The organism is Parapedomonas caeni (assembly GCF_041060555.1).
GTDB lineage: Bacteria > Pseudomonadota > Alphaproteobacteria > Sphingomonadales > Sphingomonadaceae > CAUJIW01.
In genome coordinates this window covers 114834-133893 of the sequence record NZ_JBEUDS010000003.1, presented here as the reverse complement: position 1 = coordinate 133893, position 19060 = coordinate 114834, and the positions used below count along the sequence as shown (strand labels likewise).

At 67.5% G+C, this 19060-nt stretch carries 19 protein-coding genes and 2 tRNA genes; 8 read left to right on the top strand and 13 right to left on the bottom strand.

Annotated elements, in window-relative coordinates; genetic code table 11:
- Positions 1 to 203: 203 nt before the first annotated feature.
- The 7 genes from ABU113_RS03765 to tkt all read right to left on the bottom strand — a co-directional run bounded on the left by ABU113_RS03765 (position 204) and on the right by tkt (position 9209).
- Positions 204 to 2441: a hypothetical protein gene (locus ABU113_RS03765; protein WP_454558142.1), complete on the bottom strand. Its 2238-nt coding sequence runs from the start codon at positions 2439 to 2441 to the stop codon at positions 204 to 206.
- 137 nt (positions 2442 to 2578) lie between these two features.
- On the bottom strand, positions 2579 to 2878 hold the full coding sequence (locus tag ABU113_RS03760; protein WP_454558141.1) for a hypothetical protein: 300 nt from the start codon (positions 2876 to 2878) through the stop codon (positions 2579 to 2581).
- 156 nt (positions 2879 to 3034) lie between these two features.
- Positions 3035 to 3724: a thiamine phosphate synthase gene (thiE, locus tag ABU113_RS03755; protein ID WP_454558140.1), complete on the bottom strand. Its 690-nt coding sequence runs from the start codon at positions 3722 to 3724 to the stop codon at positions 3035 to 3037.
- 111 nt (positions 3725 to 3835) lie between these two features.
- Positions 3836 to 4756, bottom strand: a complete 921-nt coding sequence (locus tag ABU113_RS03750) for a class I fructose-bisphosphate aldolase (protein WP_454558139.1) — start codon at positions 4754 to 4756, stop codon at positions 3836 to 3838.
- Positions 4757 to 4871: 115 nt separating this feature from the next.
- On the bottom strand, positions 4872 to 6068 hold the full coding sequence (locus ABU113_RS03745; RefSeq protein ID WP_454558138.1) for a phosphoglycerate kinase: 1197 nt from the start codon (positions 6066 to 6068) through the stop codon (positions 4872 to 4874).
- A 111-nt stretch (positions 6069 to 6179) separates the two neighbouring features.
- Complete coding sequence (gap, locus tag ABU113_RS03740; protein ID WP_454558137.1) at positions 6180 to 7187, bottom strand: type I glyceraldehyde-3-phosphate dehydrogenase; 1008 nt, start codon at positions 7185 to 7187, stop codon at positions 6180 to 6182.
- A 48-nt stretch (positions 7188 to 7235) separates the two neighbouring features.
- Entirely contained in the window at positions 7236 to 9209 is a 1974-nt protein-coding gene (gene tkt, locus ABU113_RS03735) for a transketolase (RefSeq protein ID WP_454558136.1), read from the bottom strand.
- A gap of 140 nt (positions 9210 to 9349) precedes the next feature.
- Here tkt and ABU113_RS03730 point away from each other — a divergent pair, with 140 nt between their 5' ends.
- The 7 genes from ABU113_RS03730 (at position 9350) to ABU113_RS03700 (ending at position 12663) form a co-directional block, all read left to right on the top strand.
- Positions 9350 to 9709: a hypothetical protein gene (locus ABU113_RS03730; protein WP_454558135.1), complete on the top strand. Its 360-nt coding sequence runs from the start codon at positions 9350 to 9352 to the stop codon at positions 9707 to 9709.
- A 1-nt stretch (position 9710) separates the two neighbouring features.
- The gene (locus ABU113_RS03725; RefSeq protein WP_454558134.1) at positions 9711 to 10028 is read left to right on the top strand and encodes a cell division protein ZapA; all 318 of its coding nucleotides are present in this window, start codon (positions 9711 to 9713) and stop codon (positions 10026 to 10028) included.
- A 177-nt stretch (positions 10029 to 10205) separates the two neighbouring features.
- On the top strand, positions 10206 to 10907 hold the full coding sequence (locus tag ABU113_RS03720; protein ID WP_454558133.1) for a 5-formyltetrahydrofolate cyclo-ligase: 702 nt from the start codon (positions 10206 to 10208) through the stop codon (positions 10905 to 10907).
- Entirely contained in the window at positions 10897 to 11379 is a 483-nt protein-coding gene (locus ABU113_RS03715; RefSeq protein WP_454558132.1) for an NUDIX hydrolase, read from the top strand. The genes ABU113_RS03720 and ABU113_RS03715 overlap by 11 nt, the downstream gene beginning before the upstream one ends.
- Positions 11376 to 11597, top strand: a complete 222-nt coding sequence (locus tag ABU113_RS03710; protein WP_454558131.1) for a DUF2842 domain-containing protein — start codon at positions 11376 to 11378, stop codon at positions 11595 to 11597. The genes ABU113_RS03715 and ABU113_RS03710 overlap by 4 nt, the downstream gene beginning before the upstream one ends.
- A gap of 19 nt (positions 11598 to 11616) precedes the next feature.
- Positions 11617 to 11889, top strand: coding sequence for a chorismate mutase (locus tag ABU113_RS03705; protein ID WP_454558130.1), 273 nt, complete (start codon positions 11617 to 11619; stop codon positions 11887 to 11889).
- A 264-nt stretch (positions 11890 to 12153) separates the two neighbouring features.
- Positions 12154 to 12663: a murein L,D-transpeptidase catalytic domain family protein gene (locus ABU113_RS03700; RefSeq protein ID WP_454558129.1), complete on the top strand. Its 510-nt coding sequence runs from the start codon at positions 12154 to 12156 to the stop codon at positions 12661 to 12663.
- Between the two features lie 20 nt (positions 12664 to 12683).
- Here ABU113_RS03700 and ABU113_RS03695 read toward each other — a convergent pair whose 3' ends face one another.
- From ABU113_RS03695 to ABU113_RS03685, 3 genes are all read right to left on the bottom strand, one after another.
- Complete coding sequence (locus ABU113_RS03695; RefSeq protein WP_454558128.1) at positions 12684 to 14030, bottom strand: L,D-transpeptidase family protein; 1347 nt, start codon at positions 14028 to 14030, stop codon at positions 12684 to 12686.
- Positions 14031 to 14186: 156 nt separating this feature from the next.
- Positions 14187 to 14263: transfer RNA gene (locus ABU113_RS03690), tRNA-Asp, on the bottom strand.
- 113 nt (positions 14264 to 14376) lie between these two features.
- The gene (locus ABU113_RS03685; RefSeq protein WP_454558222.1) at positions 14377 to 15489 is read right to left on the bottom strand and encodes an S-(hydroxymethyl)glutathione dehydrogenase/class III alcohol dehydrogenase; all 1113 of its coding nucleotides are present in this window, start codon (positions 15487 to 15489) and stop codon (positions 14377 to 14379) included.
- 210 nt (positions 15490 to 15699) lie between these two features.
- Here ABU113_RS03685 and ABU113_RS03680 point away from each other — a divergent pair, with 210 nt between their 5' ends.
- On the top strand, positions 15700 to 16110 hold the full coding sequence (locus ABU113_RS03680) for a nuclear transport factor 2 family protein (protein ID WP_454558127.1): 411 nt from the start codon (positions 15700 to 15702) through the stop codon (positions 16108 to 16110).
- A gap of 21 nt (positions 16111 to 16131) precedes the next feature.
- Here the strand turns inward: ABU113_RS03680 and ABU113_RS03675 are convergent, their stop codons facing one another.
- The 3 genes from ABU113_RS03675 to ABU113_RS03665 all read right to left on the bottom strand — a co-directional run bounded on the left by ABU113_RS03675 (position 16132) and on the right by ABU113_RS03665 (position 19036).
- On the bottom strand, positions 16132 to 17685 hold the full coding sequence (locus ABU113_RS03675) for a lipopolysaccharide biosynthesis protein (protein ID WP_454558126.1): 1554 nt from the start codon (positions 17683 to 17685) through the stop codon (positions 16132 to 16134).
- 190 nt (positions 17686 to 17875) lie between these two features.
- Positions 17876 to 18865, bottom strand: a complete 990-nt coding sequence (locus tag ABU113_RS03670) for a hypothetical protein (protein ID WP_454558125.1) — start codon at positions 18863 to 18865, stop codon at positions 17876 to 17878.
- A gap of 94 nt (positions 18866 to 18959) precedes the next feature.
- Positions 18960 to 19036 (bottom strand) — tRNA-Pro (locus ABU113_RS03665).
- Between the last annotated feature and the right edge of the window lie 24 nt (positions 19037 to 19060).

Sequence of the window (19060 nt, the reverse complement as noted above, 5' to 3'; positions counted from 1 at the left end):
GCGATGATGGATTTGGTCGGTCGCGGCCATAGCAGGCGCGGCCGGTGAAAGCAACGGACGCGACGCGCGCACCCGTTCTTCCCGCCCGCCGGCACATCCCGACCCCTGCTCCGTCGGCCTGGCGGCGGCAAAAAAGGAGGGTACGGACCATGCACGGCCCGCACCCCCACGACCGACATCATTCCGGTCAGTTACGGGCCACCTCAGGCAACCTGCCGCCGCTCGCGCCCCGGCTTGTCGCGCGCCGCGCGCAGATCGGCTGCCTTCTTGCAGGCATCGCCCATCTTGCGGGCGTCGGCCTTGTCGCCTTCCTTCTCCAGCCAGTCGCTGTAATGCCCGGCATAGTAGAGGAAATCGACGCCTCCCAGCGTCTCCACCGCCAGCCGGGTGTCACCCAGCGCCTTGTCGAGCAGCTTGCGGGCGCCATCATGGTCCACCTTGGCAAAGCGGAAGCACTTCGCCTCTTCCTGCCCGGCCCGCGCCGCCTTCCAGTCGAGCGTACGGAACCGCCGGCTCCTGGGCGTCGCCAGGGTGATGGCGGCATGGATCGCCGCCCGCGACTTCGGCAGCTGTTCCATCACCCGACGCCAGGCATCAATGCCGCTCTCCAGCACCATCGAGCCATCGAACGCCATCACCCGGCCGGCATCCTCGGTGAACACGTCCTGCGCCAGATGCTGCTCCTCGAACGAGCGCGGCGGCGCCACCCGGATACGCAGCGGGTTGGACATCAGCTCCTGGCCATTGGCCTCCAGCGCCACTTGCAGCGTGTAGTTGCCTGGCTCGTCGATGTGCCAGCCACCCTCGCCCACCGCCACGAACAGGCTCTCGGTCAGACTGTCGCCCGGCTGCAGCACCCGCCCGCGCGGCTCGCGGCAGTGGTGGGCGAACGGTCGCCACTGCCTGGCCGCCTGCCCATCGCGCTTGGTGATGACCAGCATCTCCTGGGCGTCGGCGAGCAGACTCTCCGGCACGATCCTCGGCTCGGTCGCGCGGTTGGTGATCCGCAGCTCGACGACCACCGGTTCCATGAAGTCATAGTGCGGCTTGTCGCGGTCGATCCGCAGCTCCAGTTCCAGCTCGCCCGCGCCATCCGGCTGCTCGAAGCCGTGGTGGTCGAACCAGTCGGCGTTGCCCATCTCGACGAAGCGGCTCGGCGCGTGGCGCATGAACAGCATCTCGGGATTGGAGAAACGGAACTGGAAGTCGGCGAAGAACGCCTGCTGCCCCCCCGCAACCCGGACCGGGTAGTTCATGAAGCTGCGCGCTTCACCGTCCGCCGCCAGCGGAATCCACGGCGTGCCGAGGTTCTTCTGCCAGCTGTGGGCCAGATTGAAGGCGTGGCCCATCTCGTGGATCATGGTCCAGAACTGCATCCGGCGCTTCCAGGCGTCGGGCGCCGGATCGCCCCCCGGCGCGACGTTGATGAAGCTGTCCGTGAACAACGCCGTGCCCTGGCGATGGTTCGGGCCGATGGAATCAAACATGATGCCGCCCAGGCCCGAGCCCATGTCATGCTGCCTGGCGGTCAGCACCCACATCGCCCATTGCGACCTGTCGGCGAAGCGCGACCAGTAGACCTGCATGGCGTCATGCATTTCCGCGTCGCTCCAGGTGGTGTTGGTGTCCGCGCCATCGCTGGGGATGGCGCTCACCGCGCCGTTCACGCGGACATCGAAGCCCGCCCGCTGAAATACCTTGGTCGCTGTCAGTGTCTCGGCCCCGAGCGATGCCGGCCGGTTGGGATGCGCCGTGGTGTTGATGTCAAGCACCGGCGTCGCCCCGACCTGGTGATCGAACTCGAACTCCACCTTGTGGAAATAGCTCGACACGAAACCGTAGGTCCGGGTGCGGGTAGCGCCGCCACCGGCGAACTGGATGGTCACCCGCCGCTGGTTGGGGAACAGGCTGCGGATCACCGTGATGTTGACATTGGTGAACGGAAATCCCGCCGTGTCGCCGTCCTTGAACCAGATGGCGCCGGTGTAGCTGTTGCTGCCGGTACGGGTCAGCGAGGCGATCCAGTGGGTGCGCATGGTGAATCGGCGGAACAGCGTGCCGCTGGCGGTCATCTGCGGATAGCGGCCGTCGACGTCGAGCCGCAGTTCTTCCCGGTTGAACAGGATCGGCAGCAGCGCCTCGTCGGTCGCCGCCTCCGTCTCCAGGCCGGTCGGGCTCGGCCCCGGACCGGGCCGCGGCGGGATCGGCAGGTCGGGATGGATGGGCAACGGCGTCGGAATGGGCCGGACGGGCAGGTCCGGCACCAGCAGCCGCTGGCTCCACTGATACAAGCCGCTGGCGAACAGCGGCAGGGGCAGCCTGGGGGTCAGGCGGTCCGCCGGCGTCAGCTGGGTTGCCGTTTCGGGATAGTAGGCGGTTTCATCGAAGCCCGCGTCGGCCTCGTCGCCATATCCGTTCTCACCGTGTTTGATGTCGGTCATCGTCGTCTCTCCATTATCTGGTTGGGAACGGGCGCGCGAACATGAGCGCGCCAGCGCCACGCAACGACGTGGAGAGACTTTCGATAACGGGCCTTCCGGCGATAACCGATCGTCAGGCGATGCCCGGCGGTTCCGGCCTACATATAGCGAAACGGCTCGGCGGACGGTCGCATGATGACCTGCCCTTCGGCGCGTTCCACGCCGACATGGCTGACCGACTGGGTGTCGACGGTCGTCTCCGCGACCTCGCCCTTGTCGGGCAGCAGGATGCACACCTTGTGCGCGCCCCGATCCAGCTCGATCTCGGCACGAGCCGCGAAGCCGATCTCATAGCGGGTGCGCACGCCGCGTCGGTCAAACACCGCGCGATCATCCACCAGAACGGTCACATGATCGTCGGCAAAGCCTTCCTGCAGATCCACGGTCAATACAGGCATATCTCTCCACCACGAACGCACGTGCTACCGGCTCCCCCCCGGAACCAGTTCGATGCGACCCAGATGGTCTGTTTTTGTCGTTTGGCTGATGCTTGCGCTTATACCACAGCGGCCGCACGACTGCCGCTGTTGTTTCGCCGGAGTCTTGATTAACTCTTATTCGCCAGCAGGTTGTGTGACAAACAGGGCATTGAAGGCCGCGACCGCAGCGGCGGGTCCGGCCGCATGGGCCCACACGCCAGCGCTGACGGCGAGAAAATCCGCGCCCGCCGCCACCAGGGGGGCGGCATTGGCGGGCGTGATGCCGCCAATGGCGACGCAGGGAATTTCCGACAGCGCCACCCACCAGGTGAGGATATCCGGTTGCGCGAAACTCGGCGGCGTCTTGGTGTCGGTGGGATAGAAGGCGCCGAAAGCGACGTAATCCGCCCCCTCCTCGCCGGCGCGCATGGCAAGGTCACGGCTGGCATGACAGGTGACGCCGATCTGCGCGCCCTCGCCCAGCAAGCGGCGCGCCTCGCGCACCGAGCCGTCGGTCTGGCCCAGATGCACGCCGTCGGCACCGGCCTGTTTGGCGAGGTCCGCCCGGTCGTTGACGATCAGCGCCACATCTGACGCCTGGCACACCGGCAGCAGGGCCTCCGCCGCGCGCAGCACCACGTCGTCCGGCACGTCCTTCAGCCGCAGCTGCAACGCCGCCACCGGGCCGCCGTCCAGCGCCCGGCGGAACGTCTCGACAAAGGCCGGAATCTCCAGCGCCGGCGGCGTGATGAGATAGAGCTGGCAGGGCGGGCGCGCGTCGTCGCGTCCGAAGGCGGTGATGTCGCTGTCGATCGCGTCGGTCATGATGCTCTCCTGCCCCTCAAATGCCATGGCCGGGCATCAGCCCGGCCACCCACGACCGTGGCGGTCGTTCGAGGCCCGTGGCACGCCACGGGCCCGACAGCCCCCGGCGGCTTATGCCTTGCCGAGATAGATGTTGACGATCTTGTCCAGCATCGCCAGCGCGTCGGCCTTCGGACGCTGGAAGGTGTTGCGGCCAATGATCGAGCCGTTGCCGCCGCCGTCGCGGATGGCGCGGGCATCGTCATACACCGAGTCGGCGCCCTTGGTCGCGCCGCCGGAGAACACCACCAGGCGACGACCGGCGAAGGCGGCCTGCATGACGTGCTCGACGCGCTTGGCCATGGTCGAGAGGTCGATCTTTTCCTTCTCGTACACCTTCTTGGCTTCCGCCTGCTCCAGATGATCGGTCGGCAGCTTCACCTTGATGATGTTGGCGCCCATCAGCGCCGCCATGTGGGCGGCATAGGCGCAAATGTCCATCGCCGTCTCGCCGTCCTTCGACAGGCCGCCACCGCGCGGGTAGGACCACAGCACCACCGCCAGACCGACCGACTTGGCTTCCTCGGAGAGTTCGCGGAACTCCTCCATCATGTTGTAGCAGTCGTCCGAGCCCGGATAGATGGTGAAGCCGATGGCCGAGCAGCCCAGCTTCAGCGCATCGTTGATGCTGCCGGTGATCGCCTGGTCCTTCAGACCCGACAGCGAGTTGGCCGAGTTCATCTTGAGGATCAGCGGAATCTGGCCGGCGACGCGGTCAGCCACCGCTTCCATCATGCCCAGCGGCGTGGCGTAGGCGTTCAGCCCGGCCTCGATGGCCAGCGACGGGTGGTAGAACGGATCATAGCCGGCCGGGTTCGGCGCGAACGAGCGGGCCGGGCCATGCTCGAAACCCTGGTCGACCGGCAGGATGATCATCTTGCCGGTGCCGGCCAGGCGACCGGTGCACAGGATACGGGCGAGATTGGCCTTGGTGCCGGCGTTCTCGGTCTCGTACCACGAGAGAATGTCTTTGACCTTGCGTGTGACTTTCATGGGCGTGCCCCTCTGATCTGGTGTCCAACAGCTCTGGCGGCCTCATACATCACAGCCGCCCACAAGAAAACGTACAGGAGACGACGCGGATACCCGCCCTCTCCCTGCCAACCGGTTAAGCCTTCAGCGCGTCGACGCCGGGCAGAGCCTTGCCTTCCATCCATTCGAGGAAGGCGCCGCCGGCGGTGGAGACGAAGCTGAACTTGGCCGCCACGCCGGCGTGGTTGAGCGCGGCGACCGTATCGCCGCCGCCGGCCACCGACAGCAGGCCGCCGGCCTCGGTGAGCGCCGCCGCCACCTGCGCCAGCGCCACCGTCGCCTTGTCGAACGGTGCGATCTCGAAGGCGCCGAGCGGACCGTTCCACACCAGCGTCTTGCAGATCTTGAGCGCATCCGCCAGCGCCTCGACCGCGGCCGGGCCGACATCGAGGATCATCTCGTCCGCCGCCACCTCATGCACGTTGACGACGCGATTGTCGGCATTGGCCTTGAACTCGCGCGCCACCACCACGTCATAGGGCAGATGGACGGTGCAGCCGGCGGCCTCCGCCTTGTCGAGGATGGCCAGCGCCGTCTCGGCGAGGTCGTGCTCGCACAGGCTCTTGCCGACATTGACCCCGCGCGCGGCGAGGAAGGTGTTGGCCATGCCGCCACCGATGATCAGGTGATCGACGCGGCCGACCAGATTGGTCAGCACGTCGAGCTTGGTCGACACCTTGGCGCCGCCGACCACGGCCGCGACCGGCCGCTGCGGGTTGCCCAGCGCGTTTTCCAGCGCCTGCAGCTCACGGGCCATCGAGCGGCCGGCATAGGCCGGCAGCACCCGCGCCAGCGCCTCGGTGGAGGCGTGCGCCCGGTGCGCGCAGGAAAAGGCATCGTTGACGTAGAGGTCGCCCAGGCGGGCCATCGCCGCCGCCAGTTCGGGGTCGTTCTTTTCCTCGCCGGCGTGGAAACGGGTGTTTTCCAGCACCGCCACCGCGCCCGCCGGCAGGGCGGCGACCGCCGCTTCCGCCCCGGCGCCGCAGCAGTCGTCGATGAAGGCCACGTCGCGGCCCAGCACCGTCGCCAGCGCCGGCGCCACCGGCTTCAGCGACATTTCCGGCACCCGCTTGCCCTTGGGACGGTCGAAGTGGGCCAGCACCAGCACCGTCGCGCCCTTGGCGACGAGGTCGCGGATGGTCGGCGCGGTGGCCTCCAGGCGGGTCGCGTCGCTCACCCGGCCGTCGTGCATCGGCACGTTGAGGTCCGAACGGACCAGGACGCGTTTACCAGTCAGATCAGAAAGATCATCAAGGGTCTTGAAGTTCGGCATGAAAGACTCCGTTCGCGGCTGGACAGGCTCGCCACGAACGGAATCGCACCGTTCCAGCCATCAGGCCCGCTCGTCCCGAGCCCGTCGAAGGGCGAGCGGGCGCGCCGGCGTTCAGCCGAGCTTCGCCATGGTCACGGCGGTATCGCTCATGCGGTTGGAGAAGCCCCACTCGTTGTCGTACCAGGAAACGACGCGGACCAGCCGCTTGTCGATCACCTGGGTCTGGGTGGCGTCGAAGTTCGACGAGAAGGCCGAATGGTTGAAGTCGATCGACACCAGCGGCTCGGTGACATAGTCGAGCACGCCCTTCATCGGGCCTTCAGCGGCCGCTTTCAGCGCGGCGTTGACTTCCTCGACCGTGGTGTCCCGGGCGGAGTTGAACTTCAGGTCCACCACCGACACGTTGGGCGTCGGCACGCGGATGGCCGAACCGTCCAGCTTGCCCTTGAGTTCCGGCAGCACCAGACCGACGGCCTTGGCGGCACCGGTCGAGGTCGGGATCATCGACAGCGCGGCGGCGCGGGCGCGGCGCATGTCGGAATGGATCTGGTCGAGAATGCGCTGGTCGTTGGTGTAGGCGTGGATGGTGGTCATGTAGCCACGCTCGATGCCCACCAGGTCGTTCAGCACCTTGGCGACCGGCGCCAGGCAGTTGGTGGTGCACGACGCGTTGGAGACGATCTTGTGCTCCGGCTTCAGCAGCTGGTGGTTGACGCCATAGACCACCGTGATGTCCTCGCCCTTGGCGGGCGCCGAGATCAGCACCTTCCTGGCGCCGGCGGCCAAGTGGGCGCCGGCCTTGTCGGCGTCGGTGAAGAAGCCGGTGCACTCCATGGCGATGTCGACGCCCATGTCGGCGTGCGGCAGCTTGGCGGGATCACGCTCGGCGGTGACGGCCACCTTCTTGCCGTTGACCACCAGGCTGTTGCCGTCGACGCTGACCGCGGCCGGAAAGCGGCCATGCACCGAGTCGTACTTCAGCAGGTGGGCGTTGTCCTCGGCGGAAGCGAGGTCGTTGATGGCGACCACCTCGATGTCCGTCCGGCCCGATTCAACAATGGCCCGGAATACGTTGCGGCCGATGCGGCCAAACCCGTTGATGGCAACCCGAACGGTCATCCTAGTCTCCCAATGGCAAAGAACGTGAACGTCGCAAATCGCGCGGGGCTATAGCGCAGCCTTGACCTTTTCGGCAATCTTGTTCGCGGTTAACCCGAAGAAATCGTAGAGCTGCTCCGCCGGCGCGCTGGCACCGAAGCGGTCGATGCCCAGCGTCAGGCCGTTGTCGCCGACATAGGCGCGCCACCCCTGGGTGCAGCCGGCCTCCACCGACACCTTCAGCGTGCCGGGCTTCAGCACCGAGGCGCGATAAGCCGCGTCCTGGGCGTCGAACAGCTCGGTGCAGGGCATCGAGACGACCTCGGCGGCGATCCCCGCCTCAGCCAGCAGGGCCGCCGCGTCGCAGACGATGCCGACCTCGGAGCCGGTGGCGATCAGGGTCACCCGGGCATTGTCGGCGGAGCGCAGCACATAGCCACCACGGGCCGACAGGTTGCCGCCGGTGGCCTCCAGGCGAAGCTGCGCCAGGTTCTGCCGGGTCAGCGCCAGCACCGACGGCCCGTCGGCGCGCTGCAGCGCCAGCTGCCAGCACTCGGCGGTTTCCACCACGTCGGCGGGGCGGAACACCGCCACGTTGGGCATCGCCCGCAGGCTCGCCAGATGCTCGATCGGCTGGTGGGTCGGCCCATCCTCGCCCAGACCGATGGAGTCGTGGGTCATGACATAGACGACCCGCTGGTGCTGGAGTGCCGACAGGCGGATCGCCGGCCGGCAATAGTCGGTGAACACCAGGAAGGTGCCGCCATAGGGGATGATGCCGCCATGCAGGCTCATGCCGTTCATCGCCGCCGCCATGCCGAACTCGCGGATGCCGTAGTGGACATAGCGGCCGCCGTAGTTGTCGGCGTTGAGGATGGCGAGCCCCTTGGTCTTGGTGTTGTTGGAGCCGGTGAGGTCGGCCGAGCCGCCCACTGTTTCCGGCGCGGCGACGTTGATCGCCTCCAGCACCATTTCGGACGCCTTGCGGGTGGCGACCGTCTGCGGCTTCTCGATCAGCCCGGCGATATAGTCGGCGAGCGCCTGATCGAGGCCCGCCGGCAGGTCGCCGGCCATGCGGCGCTCGAACTCGGCGCGGGTCTCGGCGGGCGCGGCGGCGAAACGCTGGACCCAGGCGGCATGATCGGCCGCGCCCCGGCGACCGGCGGCGCGCCAGGCCTCCAGGATGTCGGCCGGCACCACGAACGGCTCGGCGGACCAGCCGATGTTCTCGCGGGTGGCGGCGATCTCGGCGGCCCCCAGCGGCGAACCGTGGGTGTCCTTGCTGCCCTGCTTGTTGGGCGCGCCCTTGCCGATGACGGTCTTGCAGCCGATCAGCGAGGGGCGCGGATCGGCCTGTGCCGCCAGCAGGGCGGCTTCCACCGCCACCGGATCATGGCCGTCGACCCGCTGGACGTGCCAGCCGGCCGCCGCGAAGCGGGCCGGAATGTCCTCCGAGGAGGCGATGCTGATCGGCCCGTCGATGGAGATGTTATTGTCGTCCCACAGCACGATCAGCCGACCGAGCTTGAAGTGGCCGGCCATGGAAATGGCTTCCTGGCTGATGCCTTCCATCAGGCAGCCATCGCCGGCAATCACATAGGTGCGGTGGTCGACCAGGTCGTCGCCGTACAGCGCGTTGAGGTGCCGTTCGGCCAGCGCCATGCCGACCGAGGTCGCCAGCCCCTGCCCCAGCGGCCCGGTGGTGGTCTCGACACCCGCCAGCTCGCCGAACTCCGGGTGACCGGCGCACGGGCTGCCGAGCTGGCGGAAAGCCTTGATCTCGTCGATGGTCGGGTTGGCGTAGCCGGTGAGATACAGCAGCGAATACAGCAGCATCGAGCCGTGACCGGCCGACAGCACGAAGCGGTCGCGGTCCGCCCAGCGCGGCGCCGCCGGATCATATTTCATCACCCTGGTGAACAGGACGGTGGCGACGTCGGCCATGCCCATCGGCATGCCGGGATGGCCGGACTTGGCCTTTTCGATGGCGTCCATGCTGAGGGCGCGGATCGCGTTGGCCATTTGCTGCTGCGTGACGGTCATGGGCGGAACTACCTGGATTGAAATCGCGCGCACAATAGGGATGCGGCGCCCGACGTCAACTTATGCCGTGACTCGTGTTGACGCCGCTGCAAGCAAAGTCTTATGCTTTTGCGACAACTCTTTGAGAACGAAGGCCGACCATGCCCCTGCAAACGGCCATCCAGCATCTGGACGACGCCATGCGGCGCCTCGAATCCCGCATCGACGGGCGGATTCGCGCGTTGGAGGCCGAGGTGGCGGCGCTGCGCATCGAGCGCGACATGCTGATCGAACAGGTCCAGCAGGCCGCTGCCGGCCCGCCAACGGACGCCGAGGCGCCGGCGGGCGAGATCGCCGCCCTGCTCGATGAACTGGACGCCATGGCCACCGCGCACGACGCGCTGATCCAGCGCTATGGCGAACTGGAATTGCGTCATGCCGAGCTGGAACAGGCGGCCCACGGGGCGCTGGAACGGGTCGATGGCCTGATCGCGCGGGTGCAGCAGGCGGGAGGCAACTGAGATGGGCCAGATCAACATCCTGGTCGGCGGCCGCCATTACCCGATCGCCTGTGGCGACGGCGAGGAGGAGCAGGTCCGCCGGCTTGCCGACATCGTCAACCGCAAGGCCGATGAGCTGACGGCGGCGCTCGGCCAGATGGGTGAGGGCCGGCTGCTGCTGATGGCGGCGTTGATGCTGGCGGACGAACTGGCGGAAGCGCGCCAGCAGGCCGGCAGCGATCCATCGACGCTGGCAGCCGCCGAACAGGCGCTCGCCTCGGCCGCAGCCCGACTCGACGCTCTGGCCGATGGCCTTGAGCCTTTGCCCATCAGCGCCTAAATAGGACGTCGGCGGGTACTGCAGGATACGAGCGTCGCGAACATCCCTGAGGCGATATTAACATCCTATGGGAGCTGTCCCTGAGCAAGTCCTGGCTTGACTTATACGGCGCCCACCTGACGTTTGGGCGTCAGAGGATCTTCCAGCCACCGACCCATGCGGTCCCGCCACCCCGCCATGCCTGACACGCCCCCCCCTGACGGCCCGCCGGACATCGGCCCGCCGGACATCGGCCAGCCCGACACCGCCGCGCGAGCCGGCAAGTCATCGCTGCGCGCGTCACTGCGGGCGGCACGGCGAGAGGCCCATGCCGCGTTTACAGCCCTGCCCGCCGTCACGCGACAGCGCATCACCGGCGACATGGCCACCCGACTGCTGGCGCATCTGCCCGCCGCGCCCACCATCATCGCCAGCTACCGCGCCGTGGCGAGCGAGCTTGATCCCGCGCCGATCGAGGCGGTTTTGCGCGATCATGGCCACAGCATCGCCCTGCCCCGCATCACCAGGCCGGATCAGGCGCTGGCCTTCCACCGCCTCGACGACCCCGCCCGGCTGATCCCTGGCCCCCACGACATCGCGGAGCCTGACCCGAGCCTGCCGGTCGTCCGACCCGCCGTGCTGCTGGTGCCGCTGGTGGGCGCCGACACCGCCGGTCACCGCCTTGGCCAGGGCGGCGGCTACTACGATCGCACGCTGGCGTCCTTGCGCGCGACAGGGCCGGTGCTGGCGCTCGGTCTGGCCTACGACGCCCAGATCACCCCGATCCCGGCCGAGCCGCACGATCAGCCGCTCGATGCCGTGCTGACGCCGACATGCTGGATCGGCTGCCGCCCTGACACCGCGCGCCCCGACAACGAGGACAACACCCTTGACCGATGAGCTCTCCGCGGCGGCCGATCCGCGCCTCTATACCGCCCATCCGCTGGTGGGCGTCGGTGTCGTTGTCATCCGCGACGGCCAGGTGCTGCTGATCCGCCGCGCCAAGCCGCCGCGTGCCGGCCAATGGAGCCTGCCGGGCGGGATGCAGCAGATCGGCGAGACCGTGCGCGAGGCGGGCATCCGCGAGGTACGCGAGGAAACCGGGCTTGAGGTGACACTGCACGATCTGCTCGACGTCATCGACATGATCGAGCCGGATGACGCGGGGCGAGTCCGGCGCCACTACACGCTCATCGACTTCCGGGGCACGGCGGCGGCCGGCGAGCCGGTGGCCGGTGACGACGCGGCCGATGCGCGCTGGTTCACCCCCGAGGAGTTGACCATGCTCGATCTATGGTCCAAGACCCGCGCCGTGATCGATCAGGCTCTCGCGCGCGCCGGGGCCGCCGGTACGGGGACACCAGAAGGATGACGATCAAGACACGCAAGCTCGCGGGCATGCTGCTGCTGGTCGGCGGCCTGCTCACCTACGTCCTGGTCGCGGCCAGCGTCATCGGTGCCATGCAGGGTTTGCCGGAGGCCGCGCGGCTGCTGCTCTACGCCGTGGCCGGCATCGCCTGGATTTTCGCCGCCCGGCCGGTCTTGGTGTGGATGGAAACAGGAAAATGGTGGGTACGTCGTGAGCGTTGATCCGGCTAGCGTGACATCCATGGCCGAGGTTCGGGCGGCCATCGACGACATCGACCGCGAACTGGTGGCGCTGCTGCGCCGCCGGCTCGACTTCATCGAGGCCGCCGCCCGCATCAAACCGGCCCGCGCCCTGGTTCGCGACGAGGTCCGCAAGGCCGCGGTGATCGCCAACGCCGTCGCCGAGGCCAAACGGCTCAACCTGCCCGCCGCCCTGGTGGAAGACCTCTACGAACGCCTGGTCGAGTTCAGCATCGCCCATGAATTTGACCGCTTTGACGCCCTGAACGGCTGACGCCGCGCCGCCCTCGTCCCCGGCCGCGACATCTTGCAGCACCCGCCTCGGGTCTTTTACTATCGCCGGCACTTCCTATCTTGAGGGGGAATGTGTGCCATGCCGCGCTGGTACAGCGCGCGAACCGATGGACCCGCCATGATCTCTCGCCGATCCCTGCTGCGTTCCGTTCCCCTGGCGATTGCCGCCACCGCCGCTGCCCGCCCCTCTGTCGGCCGGGCCTTCACGGCACCCGCGACAATCAGCCGGCATGACCCGAAACGCGTGATCCGACGGCCGCTGCTGGACGCTGCCCTGGAGCGGTTCCATGAGCTGAAACCGCGCATCAAGGCAAGCGATCTCATTGGAATCGTCGATTTCTCCAGACACTCCAGCGAGCCGCGCTTTCATGTGCTGGACATGCACAGCGGTGACGTGAGCACGCACCTGGTGTCTCACGGGCGTGGTTCGGACCCCGCGCATACCGGGCTGTTGCAACGCTTCTCCAATACACCAGGATCCAACGCCTCGTCGGATGGCGCCTACATCACCGGCGCCCGCTATGTCGGCCAGCACGGCCCCTCGATGCGCCTCCATGGCGTCGACCCGACCAATGACAACGCCGAGGCCCGCGCCATCGTGCTGCATTCGGCCTGGTATGTATCGAAAGACCTGGTGCGCCAGCACGGCAAGATCGGCCGCAGCCAGGGCTGCTTCGCCGTCAACCCGCAGGAGCTGGCCTACTTTCTCGACAATTTTGGCAACGGCCGGCTGCTTTACGCAGCCAAGGTCTGATCGCCGTCACCCGCCAGAGGTCAGACCGCGCAGCGTGACGCGCCATCGTCATCAGCGGCCCCGGTCGCCGCTGTCGCCGCGACAGGCGCGTCGAGATCGGCCCGTGCGTCGCGCGGCGTATCGAGCGCCGCCACTACCCCGGCATCCCGGCCGTAGACGTCGTCCAGCGTGATCACGGCGCCATCGCGCACCACTGCCGTCATGTAGACGAGGAAGGCCGGCAGCGGCTGACCGAGTCCAACCGTCGTTTCCCGCCGGGTCTCCAGCGCGGTGGCAACCCGCGCCGCGTCCCACCCCGCCGTGCCGGCGACCAGCGCCCGGGCAAGACCGAGGGCATCGCGGGTGCGGATGCACCCGTTGCTCAGCGCCCGTTTCGGCTGATCGAACAGTTCCTTGTTCGGGGTGTCGTGAAGATAGATGTCATAGGTGTTGTACATCCGCAGCTTGACCTGGCCCAGCGCGTTGCTGGGCCCGGGCGCCTGCCGCAGGCGATACCCGCTGGGCAGTGACGACAGGCTCTTCCAGCCCAGCGTCGTCAACGGCACCGGCAGGCCGTCGCGATAGAGCCTGTAATCCAGCCTGGCGCCCTGGCCGCGACGCAGCGCCGGAATGACGGACTCGCTGACCAGCCGGCGCGGCGGATCCCACCACGGATTGAACACCACGCCCGTAACGTCGACACGGAAGGAGGGCGTCGGGTGCGCGACCTTGCCAATGATCACATCGTGGGCACGCACCGCAGCGCCACCCCGCCACAGGAACAGCCGGTATTCCGGCAGATTGACCCACAGCCGGTGCGCCGGCAGGGTTCGCGGCAACCAGCGCCAGCGTTCCAGGGTCGCGCGCAGGCTTTCAAGACGCCGCTGGCGGGCCGGATCGGCCGACACGATGGCGTTACCGGCGCCAAGGCTGCGCATTTCGGTCGTCAGAAGCTGGTATTCAGCGGCGGCCGGCGCCAATCCCGCCAGCGTCATCGCCAGGGTTTGCGCGTGCAGGGCAGCGTCCACGGCTGATGTCGGATCGGGATCGGAGTCGCGGATGTGCCACGCCGAATCGACCCGCCCGGCCGACACCCGGCCATGCGCCAGATCACGCGCCAGCCGCAGCGCCATTTCCCGCGTCAGCAACGTGCCCGCGGCGGTGCCCGCCAGTGCCCTGAGGCGTTCCGGCTGATAGTCCGCCGGATTGAGGCCATGGGCTGCACTCTCGGTGATCGCCGCCAGCAGATCGCCAAGATTGCGGTCAACCCGCGCCACCACCGCCGGCGTCGGCACGGCCTGCACCGGCCTGCTGTCCACCAGCATGTCGGGTACGGATGACGGCTGGGAAGGCTGGCAGGCAGCCAGCGCGATGACCGCGATGGCCATGGCGGCCGAACGCCCGGTCCGCGACGTCCGTAAGGAGTGCACAACAGCAAACATGAAAGTGGGATAGCACATGGCGGCGGCACTGTCGCCCCGACCGGTCCGGCAAAAAGAAAGCCACCTTGCGGTGGCTTGCTTTACCCTTTCCTGAAGGGAAAGTGGCGCGAGTGACGGGGCTCGAACCCGCGACCTCCGGCGTGACAGGCCGGCACTCTAACCGACTGAGCTACACCCGCGCGACAGGGGTGCTTCCTATGGGGTGAGCCCTGCCCTGTCAAGCGATCTCGCATCGCAATTCTGTAAAATCCACATCTTCCCCCCGGCCCGCCCCGACGCCACCCTGACCGCTTCAATACACCACCACCGAGCGGATCGACTTGCCCTCGTGCATCAGGTCGAACGCCGAATTGATCTGCTCCAGCCCCATGGTGTGGGTGATGAGGTCGTCGATGTTGATCTTGCCGTCCATGTACCAGTCGACGATCTTCGGCACGTCCGAGCGGCCGCGCGCGCCGCCGAAGGCCGAGCCCTTCCAGACCCGGCCGGTGACCAGCTGGAACGGCCGGGTGGCGATCTCCTGCCCGGCTTCGGCGACGCCGATGATGATCGACTGGCCCCAGCCGCGATGGCAGCATTCCAGCGCCTGGCGCATCACCCGCACGTTGCCGGTGCAGTCGAAGGAATAATCCGCGCCGCCGTCGGTGAGGTCGACAATCGCCTGCACCACCTTGTCGTTGCCGACCTCCATCGGGTTGACGAAGTGGGTCATGCCGAACTTCTCGGCCATCGCCTGCTTGGCGGGATTGATGTCGACGCCGATGATCTTGTCGGCGCCCACCATGCGCGCGCCCTGGATGACGTTGAGGCCGATGCCGCCCAGGCCGAACACCACCACGTTGGCACCCGCCTCCACCTTGGCGGTGTAGAGGACGGCGCCGATGCCGGTGGTGACGCCGCAGCCGATGTAGCAGACCTTGTCGAACGGGGCGTCTGGCCGGATCTTCGCTACCGCGATTTCCGGCATCACGGTGAAGTTGGAGAAGGTCGAGCAGCCCATGTAGTGGTAGATCGGCTTGCCGTTGAGGCTGAACCGGCTGGTGCCGTCTGGCATCAGCCCCTGCCCCTGGGTCGACCGGATGGCGGTGCACAGGTTGGACTTGCGCGACAGGCAGGTTTTGCACTGGCGGCATTCCGGCGTGTAGAGCGGGATGACGTGGTCGCCCACCTTCACCGAGGTGACACCCGGACCGACCTCGCGGACGATGCCCGCGCCCTCATGCCCGAGCACGGAGGGGAAGATGCCCTCGGAGTCCTTGCCCTCCAGGGTGTAGGCGTCGGTATGGCAGATGCCGGTCGCCATCACTTCCACCAGCACCTCGCCGGCCTTGGGACCCGCCAGGTCCAGCTCGACGATTTCCAGCGGCTTGTTGGGGGCAACGGCAAGGGCGGCACGGGTTTTCATGGCGAACTGGGTCCTTTCGAGCACCGTCACGGCAAAAGCCGTAACCAATGAAACTATTGTCACCGTCTTATCGCCAGCCTGTGACAAGGTCCAGGCAGCGATCTATCCATAAGCGCAGGCGCGCGGGCCGACCCGGCTGTGGCTAACTTGGCGTCCAACAAGGGCGCGCATCGCGTGCCGATATCAGACCATCCTGGGGAAGGACACGCCATGAGCTATTCCGGGCCGATCGAAGACCGTCTCGCCATCCGCGAACTGCTTGAAACCTACGCCGATGCCGTCTGCCGTGTCGATGCCGAGGCCTGGGGTGCCTGCTGGGCGGAAGACTCGGTGTGGTCGATGCCGGACTATCCCCAGTTCGGCGAGGTCAAGGGCAAGGCCGCCATCGTCGCCATGTGGATCGAGGCGATGAAGCATTATCCGGGCATCATCTTCGTCGCCACACCGGGCGAGATCATCGTCGAGGGCGACCGCGCCACCGCGCGTTCCTACACCTCGGAGGTCTATGACCAGGAGGGCGTCACCAAGCGCGATCGCGGCGTCTACAACGACGAACTGGTGAAGCAGGACGGCCGCTGGCTGTTCAGCCGCCGGGTGTTCAAGAACATCCACCGCGCCTGACCGATGGCCGTTCCCGCCCGCTCAACGACGCAGGCGCAGGACAGCACCCAGCCGCCCCAGCGCGGCGACATCCTCGCGCGCCAGACCCAGCCGGAGGGCAAGCCAGGTGCCGGCCAGCCAGGCCACGACCAGAACCGTGGCCTGCGCCGGGTCGGGGAGCGATGACAGCAGGCTCGACAGGCTCGCGAGCACCAGGGCCACCATGGCGGCGGCCAGTGCGGTGCGGCCGAATGGCGGCGCGAACGGCCGCAGACTGTCCGACATGATCAGCTGGAACACCGACAGGTAACTCGACACCACCATGCCGACGGCAACCGCCAGCCCCATGCCCAGTGCACCCAGACGGGGCACCAGCAGTGCGGCGGCCAGCAACCACAGTGCCAGCCCGACGACGCTGTTCACCGCCGGCAGCACCCGACGGCCGATCACCTCCTGGATCGCGTTGGACGGCCCAGCCACGGCCTCCAGTGCGCGGGCGACGGTCAGCACGATCAGCAGATCGCGCGCGGCGTGGGCCTCCGGCGCGAACAGCCGCAAGATCTCGTCGGCCAGCAGGATGGTGACGGTGGCCAGCGGCACCACCAGCAGGGTCGAGAGCCGTACCGCGAAGCCGTAGAGCGGCTGGATGCCGGCACGGTCCAGCGTCGACTGGTGGGAGGCCAGCGGCGCCAGCACATAGCCGAACGCGATGCGGATGCTCTGAGCCACGCTGGAGACCTTGCGGGCAATGCCGTAGAGCCCGGCCGCCGTGGCGCCCGCGGCACCAGGCAACATCAGGTTGAGCAATACCGGCGGCAGATCGCTGAAGCAGCGGCGGATGATGTTGGCCGGCAGAATGGCCAGGCCCGAGCGCAGCAGTTCGCGCGCCGCCGCCCGGTCGAGCGGCGCGGCCCACAGCAGCTCAAGGCGGTAGTAGCGGCCGAGCAGCCGCACGCCGAGGCCGGCGGTCAGGGTGAGCGAGGCGACATGCGCCACCATCAGGCCGATGCTGTGCAGCCCGGCCAGAAACAGCCCGGCGGCCAGCCCCAGCCGCGTCACCTGCTCCCAGAACAGGCGCAGACGGATTTCCGGCCCGAAGGCACGGCGGGCGCGCACCGCCGAGGTCACCACCTCGACCAGGCTCCACAGCGGCAGGGCAAGCGCGAAAATACGCACCGACAGCACAAGATCTCCAGCGTCGGCGGGCGCGACATTGAGCAGCCCCGACAAGGGCTCGGCGCACACAATGATCCCCGCCGCGACAGCGAGACTGGGCAGCACGCCCAGCAGCAGCGCCATCTTCACCACCGCATGTGCCCGCTCCTCGCCATCGGCCTGCGGCACCACCCGCTGCAACGCACTGGTCATGGCGAGATCGAGCACGTTGGAGAGCATGTTCACCAGCGACCACAGCACGGTGTAGAGACCGTAGGTCGCCAGGCCGAACATCCAGGTGTAGGCGGGCTGGCTCACCACCTCGATCAGCGCGCCCAGGCGCGCCAGCGTCGCGCTGCCGGCACCACGGGCCACATCGCGCGAGGTGACGTGGGCGCGGGTCTTCCCCGCCGGGTCCGCTCCGTCCGGCGTCTGGCTCATGCCTCGGGCAATCCCCGGTCGATCGTCATGCGCATCATCCTGCCCGCCGCCGTGCGGCTCCGTCTATACGCCGCCGCGCGGCACCCGCCAGTTCTGCGACGTCGCTGGCCGCCATCCCTGGCGGATGCCATGCCGGGAAAAGGCGGGGCGGGCAAGAGCGGGCTGGCCGCCATGGCACCGACGTCGGACTTCAGGTGCAATGAAAGGCGTTGGGCTGGACGCGCGGGGCAACACTGACCCCGACTTCGCTGATCTGGCTGCTGCCGAGGATCGTCACTGTTTCCTGGAAAACGTCCTTGTCGCACAACGCGCTGAGCTCGATGCCATACGCGGCGTCGGGGCCAATGCGTGCCTTCATCGCCTGGCTGAAATCGCTCCACATCGCGAAGCCCTGATCGTCGACGTCGTTCACCGCCGCGAACTCGGTGCGGACATGCACGGCGCGGAAATTCTCGGCATGGGTTCCCGGCTTCTGGAGTTCCAGAAACGGCTCGGCGGCATTGCCGCAGTCGATGCACGCCTGGGCGATATAGAGTTCCGGGACGAAAGCGTCCGCCGAGGCGCTGGCCGGGCGGACCATCATCCGCAGCAGGTCCGCCATTTCCACGGCCTCATGCGGTTTGCCCAGCGGCGTCGTCTCCGTCGGCACGATATCGGCGATGTCGAAGAGGCACGGCGTGACGGCACCGCCCGACTGGTGGCGGTACAGCGAGACCATGAAATAGGTCACCGCGTCATTGGTATATTCGATGCGCACCCGGCAGCCGTCGATCTCGTGGAGATATTCGCCGCCGTTCTTCGCCAGCGCCGCCGGCAGCTTGTTCTCGATCAGCTCCTTGGGCTTGCCGATGGGGTCGTTCCTGACGAACGTCGCCAGATCCCAGCAGGGCGCCTGCCGGCAGTCGGCGGTCGTCTGCGCCACCACGGTCTCCAGCCCCTGTTTCAGCGCATCGGTGTCGGCCTGGCTTTGCGCGGCATTCTCGATGTCCATGCGGAATGAGATGACGGACAGCACAAAGCCGACAATGCCGAGGATGGCCATCAATCCGGTGGCAAAGGGATGCGTGCCGACAAACTCGATCGTTGCGCGGACGCCGCGCGCAATCAGCGAGGCCTTCACGGAGGCCGCCGCCGGACGCTGGTGTTCACCTGCGGGCTGATCCCGCTGCTCACGACTCATGCCGCCCCTCCGACGTCAAGTACCCCCAAAAAGGTGTCCCAACTTGCCGGGATGAAACCGCTTAAGATACTGAAAAATAATAGAAAAACAGAAATGGTCGGGGAGACAGGATTCGAACCTGCGACCCTCTGCTCCCAAAGCAGATGCGCTACCAGGCTGCGCTACTCCCCGACAGCCCCATCCCTTAAGTGTCCG